This window comes from Roseimaritima multifibrata (assembly GCF_007741495.1).
Taxonomy (GTDB): Bacteria; Planctomycetota; Planctomycetia; order Pirellulales; family Pirellulaceae; genus Roseimaritima; species Roseimaritima multifibrata.
The window spans coordinates 2529331-2545456 of sequence record NZ_CP036262.1 but is presented as its reverse complement, the minus strand read 5'-3'; the positions used below and the strand labels follow the sequence as shown (position 1 = coordinate 2545456).

Sequence of the window (16126 nt, the reverse complement as noted above, 5' to 3'; positions counted from 1 at the left end):
AGTCTTCTGGCAATCGCATAGAAGACACAATGAAATTGCCGGACGGCTCGCGCCGTTCCGCTAAGAAATTCGCCCGTAGACGCCAAAGTAGAGGGCACGGGGCCAAGTCTTCTGGCAATCGCATAGAAGGCACAATGAACTTGCCGGACGGCTCGCGCCGTTTAAGAAGATGGCTGGCACTGGGCTGACGTCCCACGGGATTCACCGCACCGCCCGGCAGCCTCTGCGTCGCCCCGGAAGCGACAGACTGGAGGGTTTAGGCGGACCTTGCGGGCTCCGCTAGAATCTTCAACTTTCTTGGCTTCCCTGGCCGATAAGTAACGTGATGTAGGAAACAGAGCACTTTACCTCATGGAAGAGAACCCGCGGTGCGCGGACCATTCGGTCTCCGCTGCGCCGGCACCTTGAGGTTCTTAGTGATGCGCACCATATCTTATGGGATTCCAATCCTTATTCTTGGAATCCTGGCCGCCCTTCCCTTTCGTCGAACTTCGACGGAATCGGTTCCGATTGCGACGCCCCGTTCGTTCGATTCGGGTGAATCGACTCTTAGGGAAATATCGACAGGGAACGCTGACCTATGGTCTCCCGATCCCGAGCCGCCGCGAGCGGATCAGCCAGCGCCCGCAGCGATTCCCGAACTGCCTTCGGACTACAACGACGTTGCGATTCCAATGGAGACGCCCCCGGAGATCAATGATCGGTTCTCGGCAACCGTGCCGACTCCCGTGCGACCTCCGTCGGCTTGGGCTTCGCAACGTATTGCCATCCCACCAGCGACGACCGTAAGCGAACCGGCGCCGGAACTGGCCAAGGAGAGCTCGACGGCAGAGAGTTCGACAGCAGCCCCTCCAGCGTTCCGCGTAAGCTATCCAAACGCGACAGCGGCACGCTCTCGGGTTTCCAGTGAAACAGAACAACAGCGCAGTGCTCTGCCCCCCACCCCGCCGCAGCCTGGATTTGGCAAAGAATCGTTCCAGCCGGCTGTGGAGGCCGCCAAGCCTCGAAAGCGTTATTTCATTCGAGAACCAAGTTAAGCCTGGTTACAGGAATGCCTTGGCGAGAGCCAGACAGCTAGGCGAACCTTCTCGGCAGGGTTCTGCAGATCACCCCAATGGGAACCGATCAGACAAACAAGAATTGTGGTTTGGTAGCCGGTTCACACAGCTCCAAACATTCCCAGGTCCCTGCGTCGGTTTCCGATTTCCACAGGTCCCTCATCTCTTTGCCGCTAAGGAGGGAGCGAACGATACTTGCCAGCGGATCAGGGATCACCAACGCGACCGATCCTTTGCGATGCTTGCGGATAATTTTCTGCAGCGCCCGCTGAACGCGTTCTTTGGCAGATTCCATTGTCTCGCCTCCCGGAGGACAAAGGTCCCCGGGCGAATCCTGCCCTTTCTTGTAGACCCGTGGCTGCTGCCTGCGGACTTCGTCGATCAATTTACCGTGCCACAACCCGTGGTCGACATTCCTCAACCCTTCGATGACCTTATTCTTGATCTTGCGTCCACCGATCAGCAGTTTTGCCGTTTCGATTGCTGATTCGCAAGGCGCCGTATAGACCGCTTCGAAATCGACCTCCTGAAGATCCTTGGCGGCATGATTTGCCTGTTCGCGACCATGGTCGCAAAGAGGCATATCGAGCGAACCTTTAATTCGCCCTTGCTGATCGAATTCGGTAGCACCAGGGCGCACCAACACGACTCGGAACATAATGCACTTTAGATACGGGGATGAATCGATTACAGCAAATCGCGTAATCGGGAAACGGCGGTTTGGTAATCGGATTGACCGAAAATGGCCGATCCAACGACAAACAGATCGCAACCGGCTTGGCGGCAATCTCCAATGGTTTCTTCCTTGATCCCGCCGTCCACTTCCAAGAGTAAGTCGGGATAGGCCTCACGGAGTGATTTCAGTCGCTCAATCGCTTCGGGACGGAAGGCCTGCCCCCCAAAACCTGCTTTCACACTCATTACTAGAACCGCATCGGTTGCTTCAACACAACCGTCCAAACGGTCCATCGGTGTATCAGGATTGATAGCAACTCCGGCAACAATACCGTGACGGTGAATCTGGTCAATGATCGCTAACGGATTTTCGACCGCTTCGATATGAAAAGTCAGCATGTCTGCACCGGCGTCAGCAAACGCATCGATGTAGGCGGCCGGGTCGGAAATCATCAAGTGGACATCCAGTGGCATGTCCGTCCAACGCCGCAGTCCAGCGACAATCGGCATCCCATAGCTCAAATTTGGAACAAAATGGCCATCCATCACATCCAGATGGAGCCCTTCTACCCCTGCCTTCGTTAAACGCTCCAATTCCCCACGCAAGTCTCCAAAGTCGCATTGCAGCAGACTGGGGAGCACAGCAGGGGTGATGTTGCGGATTCGGTCGAGACGTTGCTGAAGCATCGCTTCAAATGGCCTTTGGAGTCAGTAAGTGGTATGCAAGATAGACCGTTGTCATCAGCACCTCCGATGTTGTCAATTCACCCATTTTCGAGCGTTCCCTCATTGGGGAGCTATCGGCAACCGACCTTAGCGATTCCTCACATAATTACGGCTTGTGCAGCCGCACAAGGGAAACAAACGCACCGCAGTTGTTTTTTGCTTTTTTTTAAAGCGACCCCTCTACCGGGCGGAAAGCATCGCCATTTTCCGTTGTCAACGCGGTTAACTCACCCCCCAAGCGGTTCAGGTCCAACACCGCCTGATTGATCTCCTGGAGCGAAACAGCGTTCTCCGAGGCGACCGTTTCCATGCCATGCAAGACCTCATTCAGCTGGCCGACTCCGACCGCCTGCTGGGTCGCAGACTGCGAGATTTTCGTAGCGGTTTGCGCGGAATCAGAAATCGTATCCAGCAATTGATGGATACAAACCTGGGTTTCTTCCGCGACAAGGTTCGCCTGCTGAACCGCTAAAGTCCCCGCTTCGATGGAACTAACCGACGCAGAAGTCGCCTGTTGAATTTCCGCCAAAATCTGACGAACTTGTTTTGTCGATTCTTTTGACTGCTGCGCCAGCCCCTTCACCTCGGCGGCAACCACGGCGAAACCTTTACCATGCTCCCCAGCCCGCGAAGCTTCGACTGCGGCATTAAGGGCAAGGATATTGGTTTGCTCTGCGATCTGCCGAACGGTCGAAGTTATCTGCCCGATCGCGGTTGCACGCTCTGCGAGGGAAACGATCACGGCAGCCGTTCCGGCGATCTGATGTTTCAATGCGCCGATTGCGGCGGTCGATTTGGCAAGCGCCTGCCGTCCCCTTTCGCCTCCAGCCGCTGCGTGCTCGGCTTCCCGGAGCATATAGTCTGCGCGGTCCGCTGTCTGGCTGGCGATCTGAGCGACCTGCTGCATGGTCGAGGCGGTTTCCGAGATCGCTGCGGCTTGTTCCTGCGACCCACGGGCCTGATTACTGGTGGTCGCAAGAATGTTTTCACTGGCGACTTTCACCCGCTCCGCCGCGTTCCGAATCGCATCGAACAGATGCTCACGCTCCTTTTGCGCCGCCAACAATTCCTCCTGCGAAGCGAGCGTCAGACTCTGCTTTTTCAACCTTTCAAACTGCTGTTTCAACAATGCTTCTTGCTCACTTCTAGCTGCCAGGTTCGATTTCAGACCGGCGGACATCCGGTTAAAAGCGGTTCCCAGACGCCCTAGTTCGCGAATTTTAGAAACCACGATGGGATGTTCGAAATCCCCCTCAATAATCCTCTCGGTCCCATCGAGTAAATCTTGAATGGGACGACGAATGGAACGGGCTATCCACCAACCGATGCCAATCACGACCAGTGTCACGAAGCTTGCGAACCAAACGATTTGCTTGCGCATCTTCCATACCGGAGCAAAAACCTTTGCTTCTTGCTGGGCATCCATGACGATCCAGCCCATATTCGGCCGGCCCGCCTGATTGCGTGAACGAGCGAACGCGGCGACCCAGACGTTTCCATTGGAGGGATCGACATGCCTTTCAAAACGCTCCGTTTGACCGGGCTTCCAACGCAACTTTTTTAAATAGGGCGAGCCATCGGGCAGCGGAGTCGATCCGTCCATATTGCCACTCATGATCCGCTGCTCGCGGTCGAACAGCATCAACCGGCCACCAAGCGACTGCTTGCCCCGCGTCACGTCGGCCACCTGAAGCAGTTCTCGGATATTCATAACCGCTTTGAGAACGCCCAACAGTTCCCCCCGCTCTCCAACCACGCTGATGCAAATATCAATCGAATACAGGCGTGCGCTTTCGTCATAGTCGACCGCTCCGACAACCACCTCATCGCGAACCGCTTGACTCCACCAGGCTTCATCGTCCTGCCGGTAGTCGGACGTGCGCGCCGTCTGCGCCACGTTGGCGCCGTAGCGGTTGGTCAAAAAGACTTCCCCGAACACGGGATAACCGGCCACACTTTCCAGTCGGCCCAACCAAGCGCGCAGGTCCTGAGACAGTTCGTTATTTGTGATCTGCTTAATCCACTTGGTCTCCTCCTCGCCGCCCATTTGCCACTGACGGTCGCGTGCGGCGATCATCGCCTGGACGTTCGGCTCCTTGGAAAACTCTTCATTCGAGGAATGCAGCAGAGAAACCACATGCTGAGAACTGAGGTAGGCCTGCCAAGTGGTCGTCCGGGTCTGGATGATCCAGTCGATCTCATCCATGACCTCCCTAGCCCTATCGGTCGAATTATCCTCCAAAACGTCCCGCAAGCTGGCCTGGCTGACCCGGGACGCATAGATCCCCACCGACCACACAAGAATTGCGGGGAGGGCTGTCGCCAACAGTAATTTCGAAATAATTCGCATGGATTCGGCACACGTCGCAGGGAAGGGTCCGAAACGAAGATAGCTTTTTCGCAACCACCGGGAAACGAAAAACGGGGAAACCCCCATGTTAGTGCTTTTTGGGCTTCCGATCCGACTGGAGGTGGGAGGTGGGAGGTGGGAGTTGGGAGGTGGGAGGTGGGAGGTGGGAGGTGCTGCTGGCGCAACAAAAAAGCCAGGACGTTGCCGCCCTGGCTTTTTCGATTCTGTTATTGCTTAGTCGAAACTAGCTTTTTGGTTCTTCGTCGGATTCTTCCGAGGAAGCTTCTGCTGGAGCTTCTTCCGCTGCAGCTTCATCGGCTGGAGCTTCTTCGGCGGCGACTTCTTCGGCCGCTGCAACTTCCGTTGCTTCACCCTTAGGGCTCGAAGTCGGGATCAACAATCCGTCGCTGCCACCAAGACCACCCTTCAGCTCATCGCTGCCAGCGGTCCGTTGACGTTCTTCTTCAGCGGCGGCTTCTTCTTGCTCTTCAGCCCAATCGACGCGTTTGCGCGACAAGCCAATTTTACGTTCGTCGGTATCAACCCGAAGGATTTTGACTTCGATCGGATCGCCAACTTTGACAACTTCTTCCGGGTCGTCCACTTTGTGGTCGGCCAATTCGGAGATATGCAGCAGGCCTTCCAGTCCGTCTTCCAAGCCAACAAAGACACCGAAGTTGGTGATTTTGGTGACGTTACCGTTGACCAATTGGCCCGGTTGATATTTTTCAGGAATATCGGTGGTCCAAGGATCGCTATCAAGCTGTTTCAGTCCGAGTGCGATACGGCGGCGATCTTGATCGACGCTCAGCACGCGGCAATGAACTTCTTGGCCTTTTTCAAGCAATTCACTTGGATGGCTGATCTTACGGGTCCAGGACATGTCACTGACATGCAACAGGCCGTCGATTCCTTCTTCCAATTCGATGAAAGCACCGTAATTGGTAAGGTTTCGAACGTGTCCGGAAACGTCGGTACCTTCTGGATAACGATCGAGGACTTCGTCCCAAGGATTCTTCTGAGTCTGCTTCATACCAAGCGAAAGCTGTTGGCCTTCTGGATCGACACCCAGAATCTTCACTTCGATACTGTCGCCGATGTTTACCAATTCGCTTGGATGGTTGACTCGCTTGGTCCAGCTCATCTCGCTGATGTGAACCAGCCCTTCGATGCCTGGTTCCAGTTTGACGAACGCACCGTAGCTCATGACGTTGACAACTTCGCCAGGATGGGTCGTATCGACAGGGTACTTGGTTTCGATGTTTTCCCAAGGATTGCGATCTTTTTGCTTCAGACCGAGGGCGATCTTCTGCTTTTCGCGGTCGATATTGAGGACTTTGACTTCGATTTCCTGGTCGATAGCGACCATTTCCGAAGGGTGTCCAATTCGTTCCCAAGCCATATCGGTGATATGGAGCAGGCCATCGATGCCGCCCAGGTCGACGAAGGCACCGAAGTCGGCGATGTTTTTGACAATCCCTTTGCGGATCTGGCCGTTTTCCAGTTCCTTCATCAGGTACGCACGATCTTCTTCGCGTTGATTTTCGATCAACGAGCGGCGACTGATGACGATATTGCGGCGGGTATCGTCGATTTTCAGGACTTCGGCCTGAATCACGCGACCGATAAAATCGCCGATGTCGCCGGGACGACGAATGTCGACTTGGCTGCCTGGCAGGAAGACGTTGACGCCGATATCGACCAGCAATCCACCTTTGATTTTGCGGATAACGGTACCGGTGACCACTTGGCCTTCGGCAACCGATTCCATCATCTCTTCCCACTGGATGATCTTTTCGGCTTTTCGCTTGCTCAGCGAGATCATGCCGTAGGGGTCATCCGCGGCCCCCAATTCGTCTTCCATTTCCTCGATCAGGACCTTGACGGTATCCCCGACCTTCGGCTGAGCCTCTTCAGGCCCCCATTCATCAAGACCGATGGTTCCTTCACTCTTGAAACCGACGTCAACCAATGCCCATTCGTCGTTCAATTCGACAATGCGGCCGTCAACAATCTTACCTTGGATGTAGTCCTGCTGTTCCTGCTCTAAGGCCTTGAACAGTTCATCTTCAGTATCTTCCGCAGGAGCCAGCAATGCCAACTCTTCTGCCAAATCATCGTCTTCAAGGGCTCGGATCAGATTACGATTTACCATGTGGAACTCAGTCTCATTGAGCCGCAAAGGGATGCATCTTGAGCCGCTGGACGTTTACGCGAACCAGCCAAGCGATTACAAGATGAGAGCCGTTCGCACGCTCGGGGGGTTAGAGGAATGGACGTGAAAAAACCTTCCGTTCACAAAATGAACAGTGGCACAATCCGCAAACACTATCAAAGCCGTGGAAAAGAGACAACGGCCGTTGCGGAATCCCGCTCTTTTTTCCCACAATTCCCTTCCCTTTTATTTCGACTCTTTTTTCGCAGTCCTAAAAATGCCCACTTCGAAAACGCCCCTTCGTGTCGTCTTGGCTGGCGATCACGCTGGTTTTCCACTGAAATCGTTTATTGCCGAGTGGTTATCCGAAGGTTCTTCCGACCGACCCGTCGAATTAACTCTTAAGGACTGTGGTGCTTACGACGAAACGCCGAGCGATTATCCGACTTTTGCGATCGCCGTTGCGGCCGAAATCGTGGCCGGTCGAGCGGACAAAGGGATCTTGGTATGCGGAAGTGGTGTCGGCGTCAGCGTCGCGGCCAATAAAGTTGCCGGCATCCGAGCCGCCGTCTGTCATGATTCCTACACCGCCCACCAAGGCGTCGAACATGACGACATGAACGTCCTGTGCGTCGGCGGTCGCGTCATCGGTCCCGAGCTAGCAAAAGAGGTGATCAAGGCCTTCTTAAAGGCGGAGTACACCCCAAAAGAACGCCATGCGCGGCGGCTGGAAGCGGTTCTCAAACTTGAACGCGAAGGTTTGCCCACGTCGTAGTTTGATCGCTACGGCGTTTGTCCGCTTCGTCGTTTGCCCACATCGTCGTTTGCCCACATCGTCGTTTGCCCACATCGTCGTTTGTCCATATCGTCGTTTGATTGCTACAACCGGAATCCTTGTCGTCTGGTTCGGTAAATCTGCAAAAACCGGCCAGGAGGCTATCCGCATTCCGGTGGCTTGCGTGGAAGAGTTGATCGGTACCGGCCCAGCTTCCTTTTGCGGGCGTGGCTGATTTACGATTTCGGTGTTGCAGTTCCGTACCCGAAACGCTTCCGACTTGCACGCGACCTCCGACCCGCATGATACCCAGCCCTTCCGATCCTCCGGCAGCCGCCGAACCGACGGCCGCAGAACCTGCCGCGGCGTTCCCGGCAGATTCGCTGGCGATAGGGATGTCGGTGATGCTGGCGATGACCATCGTGCAACGCGGGATCGGATTCTTCCGCAGCATTTGGATGTGCCGAATGTTGGAGGATGACGTCCTGGGGCAATGGGCGATGGCTCTGGGATTCATCACCATGGTTACCCCGATGCTGCTGCTGGGCCTGCCGGGATCATTGCCGCGTTACGTGGCGGCCTACCTAAACCAAGGGCACCTAAAAGCCTTCCTCAGACGAATCCTGTGGCTTACCGGCGTCCTCAGTTGTGCCGGTTTTGCGGCGATGCTGCTGTTACCGGAGATCTTTGGATGGCTGATTTTCCGCGAACCAACCAGCGTGAACCTTGTGGTCGCCGTCGCGTTGACGGTGGTTTCCATCACCATTTTCAACAGCATGAACGAATTGATCGCCTCGCTGCGACAGGTTCGCGTCGTTTCGATCATGCAGTTCATCAACAGTGTTAGTTTCACGGTCATCGCTATCGCTTGGCTTTACTTCGATGGCAGCCTGCTGGGGTTGATCTATAGTTTCGCCGCTTCGTGTTTAATCGGGACGCTCCCAGCATGGTGGGTCCTGGCCCATTACTGGCACGCGATCCCTCATAACACCGACCCTTTGCATGCACCGTCGATGTGGAAACGGGTCCTCCCGTACGCAGCGGCTCTTTGGGTCATGAACCTGCTGGCCAATGCGTTCGAACTATCGGACCGCTATATGATTCTGCATTTCAGTGCGGCAGCCGACCTGGGGCAATCCCTTGTCGGTCAGTACCACAGCGCCCGCCTGATTCCCGCATTACTGCTTTCCCTGGCGGCGATGGCCAGCGGAATCTTGCTTCCCTATCTAACAAGCGACTGGGAAGCGGGGCGTCACCAAGCCGTTCGCGACCGCCTTCGCAAGATTTTACTGGCCGTCGCCTGCCTCTTCACCGCAGGAGGAGCCGTCGCCCTCTGGATTTCGCCATGGATGTTTGACACCCTACTTGCGGGGCGTTACCCAGGCGGACTGGCGGTGATGCCGATGGCATTTACGTTCAGTATTTGGGGAGCCATTGCGGCGATCGCGCAAAACTATTTGTGGGTTGCCGAGAAAGGCAAATACGTCGGCTGGGCGCTTGGGATCGGCTTGGTGGCCAACCTGTTGCTCAACCATCTGCTGCTGCCGATTCTGGGATTAAAAGGGGCCGTGATCGCGACGATGGTCTCCAACCTGATTGTTTTGGTCGGGATCTGGGTCGCGATGCGTGGCACCGGTTTCCGCTGGGATAGCAGCCTTATCTGGACCACACTCTTGCCCGCGACTTTGCTGTACCATCCGCTGGCTTCGATCCTCTGCGTCGCCGCGGTGGCGATCCTGAGCGAACAGACGCGTGGCTGGATCGTGGAAGGGTTGCAGATTATCGATCCACGACAACGACTCGCAAATCGCAAACATTCGTGTGAGTCGGCCCCGTCTTAATCAGCCCGTTCAGTCGCGTAAAAAAAGAATACGCATCGTTGCGATGCAGGTAATCGCCGATCACTAAATCGCGGCTTTCCGGGAGCGCCAAGCGCTCCCAAACGCCGGCGTCCAACACGGCTCCAGCGGCATCGGTCGGCCCATCCTCGCCGTCGGTCCCTCCCGACAGGATGGCAATTCGCTGACGCTCTGAATCGCTGACGTCCTCCGCCGACAATCGCTGCATGGCTGCCAAGACCAATTGTTGATTGCGTCCTCCTTTGCCACGAATCTCGGAATCGACCAACGCGACGGTTGGCTCTCCGCCGGTAATCAAACAATTCGGCCCCTCTTCACGAAGCATGGCCAGCGCCATTTCTGCCAGATGCTTTCCGACGGCCTCGGCATTCCCTTCGCTCTTCCCGGCGGCATGCATGGCGTGCTGAAATCCTAGTTGCTCGGCAACGATCCCCGCTTCATCGACCGCCATCGCGTTGTTCGCCAAGATGATCGTTTCACAGATCGGCGGAAAGCCGGCGTTCCCGTCCCCCGTCGCACCCTCCTCTTTTTCAAGCAGGCGATAGATCGATTCGGGCAACCGCCGCTGAGGATCAAATCGAGCAAGCACCTGGAGCGCGTCTTGTCGGCTTGAAGGATCGGGAATGGTCGGTCCCGAAGCGATCAAATCGAGGGGGTCCCCCAGGACATCCGAAATCACAATCGTCAGCAACCGGCCGGCGTTGCAGGCTCTGGCCAATCCGCCCCCCTTCACAGCGCTCAAATGTTTGCGAACGGTATTCAGTTCTTCGATATTGGCGCCGCCAGCACTCAAGCAGCGAATCGTGTCCAATTTGTCTGCCAGCGTGATCCCGTCCAGCGGAGCGGCCAACAGGGCCGATCCGCCACCTGAAATCAACACGACGCAAACATCGTCGGATCCCAACTGTTCAACTCGGTTCAACAGACGACGCGTCCCTTCCATCGCGGCTTCCGTCGGTTCGTTCACTCCGGCCGGTCGCCCCACATGCAGGTGGATTGGGCCCGCGTCCCGTTCGGTTCCTGCAGGAATGTTCACCCAGCCGGTCAGTTCGGCTTTAAATCGCTGACGTTCGCCGAAACTGGCGACCAAGCCTGCGGCCATCGCCGCGGCAGCTTTCCCCGCTCCGACGACTTCCAAACGACCACCCTGTGGGACGTCCAAATCGAATTCAGGGCAACCGATCTGCTGATCGATGAAACGGACCTGACTGCGCAGCAAAGGTTCCGCTCGGACCGCATCGACGCCAGCCAACCAAATCTGTTCCGCAAGAGCACGTGGGTTCGATTGCATGTTTCCGTTTATTACCTATTGTCGACCGGACCGGCTTTACCGGCCGGAACCGCGGGAAGCTTGCTCGACACGAAGGTCCGGCGAAATCGGTCGCAGTTGCCTTTGGTCGACAGCCTGAGCATCCCATGTCCGGACCTGAACGTCATCGATCAAAACTTCCCCCGCACCAATCACTTCAAACATAACCTTCAACGATGCGGCAGAGGTCGTTTGCCGGTAGATTTCGATCTGCTGCCACTCGTCGGGGCTGCGGACCAGGACTCCCAACTCGGGACCACCCAACGAATCATAGACCAAGACGCCCTGAAACGGGCCTCCGAAACCGATGGTCCGCATCCGAGCGTTCACGCGGATCAGACTATTGGGAGGACAGTCGACCGACGGACTTTGAACCCGCGCGGCCGTTCCCGCATACCCACCAGGTAAAACGGTGTCTCGGATCGCGACCACTTCCACTCGCATGGCCCGCACCGATTCACTTTGATTCGGGGCCTGCAAGAAGCTGGCTTGTTCAACCTGGGCGGAATCGATCCCGGCCAAAAATTCTGTCGTTTTCTCATTCGAGGAAAACGGCGACTGTGCCGAGGGCATCCGTTCAATGGGAATCACATCAAAATTCGACCGACAGACGGATTCCAACCGTCGATCATAGGACCAGCCCGATTCGGCAAACTTTTGCGGCGATTCCAGCGGATCCAAGGGGAGCAGATTGCGGGACCAACTGCCCGAACGCAAACGAGGCGTCAACGCGACCTGCAGTTGCATCCCTCCGGGAGCAAACAGCGCGGGGAAACTGTAGCGAGTCTGCCGATCAGGCAACACGTTTGCCAACAAATGATTCTTGGCTCGCAACATCCACGCGTCGGCTCGACGTGCCAATCGCAATGTCGCAGCCCCTTCGCCGGCTCGGTACAACGGTTCCCCTTCGACCAGCGTGTTCGCCGCTCCGGCAAGCAATCCGCTGGGAATGGCACTCGACGGAGCCAATCGCGTCGAAACAACCGATTCCCAGTCCAGTCGAGTTTGAAAGACCGATTCGCTGGTCAATTGCCAGCGATCAAGCGCCGCGGGCATCGCCAAATCTGCCAGATGCGTACTAATACGATGCCCCAGCGCCGGATCATCGGACAACAGAAGCAGTTCGGCGACATCGGGTGAAATGACCTGCAAACTAGGACCTGTCGGAGTCGATTCGATGTCGATCCGCTCCGCTGTCATTCCGGTCAACCGCCACGCGTAGCGATGAGCCATCGTCGCGGGAACGTGAACCTCCAGCACATCCCCATCGCCAGCCAGAACACTGATCGGACCGGCGGAATTGGAGGTGGCGATAACGACATCCGTAGGGCCAAGATTCAATCGATGAGCACTATAGTTAGCTCCGGTGCATCGCATCGCACCGGCCGACTGAGCTCGAGCAACAAGCGGCCCGACCGCCTCCACACAGCGATTGACAAATCCTGCCGCCAATGCCCGCTGTTGATCGATCTGGGATCCGCTGGCCAGCGAAGTCGAAGAACGAAACAGGATGGCTCGAGGGCAAGCCTGCAGCGCCCGCATCGTCTGCAACCACATTGGATGCCAACCATAATCGGCGACTTTTTCCGCTCCGATCTGATCGGCCAACGCATTGACCTGACGCACCAAAGAGGCCGCTGGCGAAGTTTGGATTCCGATCGCAAAGGGAATCGACCGATTGGTTCGTTCGCGGATATCCCGCAGATAATCCGCCTCTTCGGCTGGCACCATTCCCAAGGTCGTCGGTGGCATGTCGTAGAGTAAGGCAGGCACGATCCCCGCATATCCGCCCCATGCTTCCGCAGGAGCGACAAACGATGGACGCTGCCAAAGCCGCGGGAAATTTTGCAATCGTTGGACTTCCGCACGGACGTCGGGTTGATCGGCAAGCGATTTCGACGTCCCTAAATACCAGCCCGCAACATTGTCTAACAACGGTTCCCAGTCGGGATTCGGCGCGATCGGTGGAGGGGCATAGACCATCATTTTGGCCCGATTCGCCTCGCGCAAAATGGCATCGGTCGGCGGTTCTGCAAGCAGCACCGCATCAAATCCAATCGAGCGTAAATAGGTAAGCGGTTCCTGGTTGTATTCGATAATGCGAGTCGTTTGATCGGTCGGGAACAACGATCGCATCGGTGTCTCGTGCCGCAGTTGGTCGGCTGCCAGTGGAGCGTCGGATTGCCGCTTGAAACTCTGCTGTCCCGATACACTCACGCTTCCAACCGGGACCATTTGCTCGACCGTCAAATCGTCCAGCCGAATCGTCATCATTCCAGGTCGGTTGTAGACGTCGACGACAATCGAATCGACAAATGGATCTCGGAGGTCAACCTGATGTCCATATTTTACGCGGAGTGCCGCTTCCCGTTCTCGCATCGGGCCTCGCAGCCCTCCGATTGCCAAGCGATCCCATTTGCCCGGGCGGCGATGCGCCTGACCAAACAGGATCATCGTTTCGGTACGTCCCGATTCGGGATCGTGAACGTAGGGGTATCGGATCCGCATTCCAATCCTCACGCCAGCCTGGGCGCTGCGGACCCACAGCTTCGCATTCAATTCGTCGATAACGCGAGCCGGAGTGATACGGTATTCCAGCAATAAACGTGTCCCATGCCCTGCAGACAACGTGATCGCTTCGCATGGGCGGTGATCGTTACCACCCGTTGGATCGATTTGGTGCTTGATAACGCGAGCCCGACAATCATTTTCGGCCAATTGCCACTGGAGCGGCAGACTGTCTAGTTTGTCGGTGACCTGAGCAAATACTTGATTCTGCCCTGCAACGAGGGCGATCAACAGCAGCAAACATCGCCTGGCGGGGGACTTTCGAAGCAGATTCCAAAGTGTCGTCAAAGTCAGCGAAAACTCCCGTATCCGCGATACTCCGACACTTTTCTCAATGCACAGCGCCACCCCAGTTGGCTTGGGCCGCAGCCAATCAAGCCAATTCAAGTCGGACGTCGAGTGAAATCGTTGACCTAGCGTCACGATGGCTGAACAATGAGACTAATGTTGCAAACGCGAAACATCGGATGCGTTCGGGAAAAATGACGTAAGTGTCGGTAGTTAATTAATTTAGGAATGCAGGTCAAGATCGCTGGTGTGGTGTTTTTACAACATCGCTCAGCCGGACAAAAACCGACAATTCTCCATAAGTCACTGACAGACAACCACTTACGACACGACTTGAGCAACGAAGCAGGGATGCGGCACTCGAGGTGCAAGAAGTACCTCAACAGAAACACTCGAATCCTCGAGTGACTGACCACCCACTCCCTCTGGAGCCGCTTTGATGCAAAAGTCGATTCGCCACGCCGCCGTTGTCAACGAAGATATGCCTAACGAACTTCGCGAATTGGTCCGCGCCATCGAATCCCTTCCTGCCGAACACCGCGACGCCATGCGACCTTCCGTCGATCGCGTTGTCGAATGCAGCACTCGCCGCCGCCGCATTCTGAATCTGGTCCAAGAAGCCCTGTCTCAGCTTCGTCTGGACATGAAATACTTGATCTTTGATCTAGAAGCCACACGTCGCGAACGAGACGGTTTGCAGGCTCAAATCGACGAAATGAAATAGGTCTCTAACACCTCCGGGCAAGGTAGGTACAATAGAGACTTTTCAGTCACGACTTCATTTCTTAGCGGATCGCGTGTATTGGTTGGATGAGCGAACCTACCCCCGAACTATTTATGCAGCGAATCGTCGATCTGGGATTGGCCAATCAACTAGATGTTGAGAAAGCACGTCGCGACGTTGCAGCTGGCGATGACAGTCTTGACTCGCTCTCCCGAGCGATGCAGCGTCACGGCCTGCTAACGACTCTCCAGACCGAAAAGATTCTGCGTGGCGACCGAATCGGCTATTTCTATGGCCCCTACAAAGTCCTGTATTTGATTGGTGCGGGTACCTTCGCTCGCGTTTATCGCTCGGAGAAACTTGGGGACCTGAAAACCAAAGACGCGGAAACCACGGGGAAAGACGTTTTTGCCGTCAAAGTGCTTCGCAAGCGATTCCGTGATGAAGCGGCTCAGCTGGAACAGTTCCTTCGCGAAGGGGCGATGGGTTTAAAGCTACGCCATCCCAATATCGTCAGCGTTTACGATGTCGAACCGGACACCTATCACCCGTACATGGCGATGGAGTTTGTCGAAGGGCAAACCCTGCGAGAACTGATGCACCTGCGGGCGACGCTTCCCGCCAAGACCGCACTAAAGATCATGCACGATATCGCCTCGGGGTTGGCTCACGCAGCCAGCCAAGGGATTTCTCACCGTGACATGAAATTGTCGAACGTGTTGGTCAGTTCCCAGGGCGTCGCAAAACTGGTCGACTTTGGCCTGGCAGCTTTGGCCGACCGCAATAACCCGGACAAGATTGCCGATTGCCCGAATGCTCGAGCGATCGATTACGCCGCACTGGAACGTGGAACCAACGTCCGCAAGGACGATCCGCGAAGCGATATCTATTTTGCCGGAGTGATGCTGTACCAAATGCTCTGCGGTCAGCCGCCAATGCCCGATACACGGGACCGCTTGAAACGTTTGAACGTCACGCGATTTCAGACAATTGAACCGATCCACCGGATCAAAGAGGACATCCCGGCTCCGGCGATCCACGTCGTCAATCGAGCAATGGAATTGGATCCACAAGCGCGTTACCAATCGGCTGCAGAAATGCAGGCGGATATCAAAAAGTCGATGGCTCGCTTGGAAGCGGGACCAATGCAGCGAGTCCTGGACGACGGCAAGATCATCCTTGAATACCCCGATGACGACGACGATCCGGCCAGCGAAGGAGAGGGACTGGTTGTCCTCTTGGTCGAATCGAAAATCGAACTGCAAAATGCGATTCGCCAAAGACTGAAAAACCGAGGCTACCGCGTCCTCGTGATCGCAGACCCAGCACGAGCGCTCGAGCGATTTGATCCGCTAGACGATCCGATTGCCGACTGCGTGGTATTCAGTGCCGCCGAACTGGGAAGGTCGGCTCTCGATGCATTCAATCGGTTCGGAGCCGACGAACATACCGCCGATGTCGCGTCGATCTTGTTGGTCGACCGCAGACAAACCAGCCTCATTCAAGACGCTCACACAGCCCCTCATCGCCGGATGTTGCCGCTGCCACTAAAAGTCCGTGAACTAAGAGCTGGTTTGGCAAAGCTGTTGGCCAAAACGCCACGACGGCAAATAAGGTAAGCGGTCCGGTCGAGAAACCG

At 56.0% G+C, this 16126-nt stretch carries 11 protein-coding genes; 5 read left to right on the top strand and 6 right to left on the bottom strand.

The window, feature by feature from the left end:
• Positions 1–419: 419 nt before the first annotated feature.
• The gene (locus FF011L_RS09275; RefSeq protein ID WP_145351419.1) at positions 420–1037 is read left to right on the top strand and encodes a hypothetical protein; all 618 of its coding nucleotides are present in this window, start codon (positions 420–422) and stop codon (positions 1035–1037) included.
• Between the two features lie 88 nt (positions 1038–1125).
• On the opposite strand, the gene FF011L_RS09270 is transcribed toward FF011L_RS09275, so the two are convergent.
• The 4 genes from FF011L_RS09270 to FF011L_RS09255 form a co-directional block, all read right to left on the bottom strand.
• Positions 1126–1704, bottom strand: coding sequence for a histidine phosphatase family protein (locus FF011L_RS09270; protein ID WP_246109833.1), 579 nt, complete (start codon positions 1702–1704; stop codon positions 1126–1128).
• Positions 1705–1745: 41 nt separating this feature from the next.
• Entirely contained in the window at positions 1746–2420 is a 675-nt protein-coding gene (rpe, locus tag FF011L_RS09265) for a ribulose-phosphate 3-epimerase (RefSeq protein ID WP_145351416.1), read from the bottom strand.
• Between the two features lie 205 nt (positions 2421–2625).
• A complete protein-coding gene (locus tag FF011L_RS09260) occupies positions 2626–4809 on the bottom strand; it encodes a methyl-accepting chemotaxis protein (protein ID WP_218933097.1) in 2184 nt (727 codons plus the stop codon).
• A 244-nt stretch (positions 4810–5053) separates the two neighbouring features.
• Positions 5054–6964, bottom strand: coding sequence for a 30S ribosomal protein S1 (locus FF011L_RS09255; RefSeq protein ID WP_145351412.1), 1911 nt, complete (start codon positions 6962–6964; stop codon positions 5054–5056).
• 277 nt (positions 6965–7241) lie between these two features.
• On the opposite strand from FF011L_RS09255, the gene rpiB reads away from it, so the two are divergent.
• Both rpiB and FF011L_RS09245 read left to right on the top strand, forming a co-directional pair.
• On the top strand, positions 7242–7739 hold the full coding sequence (gene rpiB / locus FF011L_RS09250) for a ribose 5-phosphate isomerase B (protein WP_145351410.1): 498 nt from the start codon (positions 7242–7244) through the stop codon (positions 7737–7739).
• A gap of 302 nt (positions 7740–8041) precedes the next feature.
• Positions 8042–9580 carry a lipopolysaccharide biosynthesis protein gene (locus tag FF011L_RS09245; RefSeq protein ID WP_145351408.1) on the top strand — a complete coding sequence of 513 codons (1539 nt, stop codon included), beginning with the start codon at positions 8042–8044 and terminating at the stop codon, positions 9578–9580.
• Here FF011L_RS09245 and FF011L_RS09240 read toward each other — a convergent pair.
• Both FF011L_RS09240 and FF011L_RS09235 read right to left on the bottom strand, forming a co-directional pair.
• A complete protein-coding gene (locus FF011L_RS09240; protein WP_145351406.1) occupies positions 9519–10889 on the bottom strand; it encodes a glycerate kinase type-2 family protein in 1371 nt (456 codons plus the stop codon). The genes FF011L_RS09245 and FF011L_RS09240 overlap by 62 nt on opposite strands.
• Before the next feature lie 36 nt (positions 10890–10925).
• Positions 10926–13763 carry a hypothetical protein gene (locus tag FF011L_RS09235; protein WP_218933096.1) on the bottom strand — a complete coding sequence of 946 codons (2838 nt, stop codon included), beginning with the start codon at positions 13761–13763 and terminating at the stop codon, positions 10926–10928.
• Positions 13764–14202: 439 nt separating this feature from the next.
• On the opposite strand from FF011L_RS09235, the gene FF011L_RS09230 reads away from it, so the two are divergent.
• On the top strand, positions 14203–14487 hold the full coding sequence (locus tag FF011L_RS09230; RefSeq protein WP_145351402.1) for a transcriptional regulator: 285 nt from the start codon (positions 14203–14205) through the stop codon (positions 14485–14487).
• An 86-nt stretch (positions 14488–14573) separates the two neighbouring features.
• Positions 14574–16106: a serine/threonine-protein kinase gene (locus tag FF011L_RS09225; protein WP_145351400.1), complete on the top strand. Its 1533-nt coding sequence runs from the start codon at positions 14574–14576 to the stop codon at positions 16104–16106.
• Positions 16107–16126: the final 20 nt, after the last annotated feature.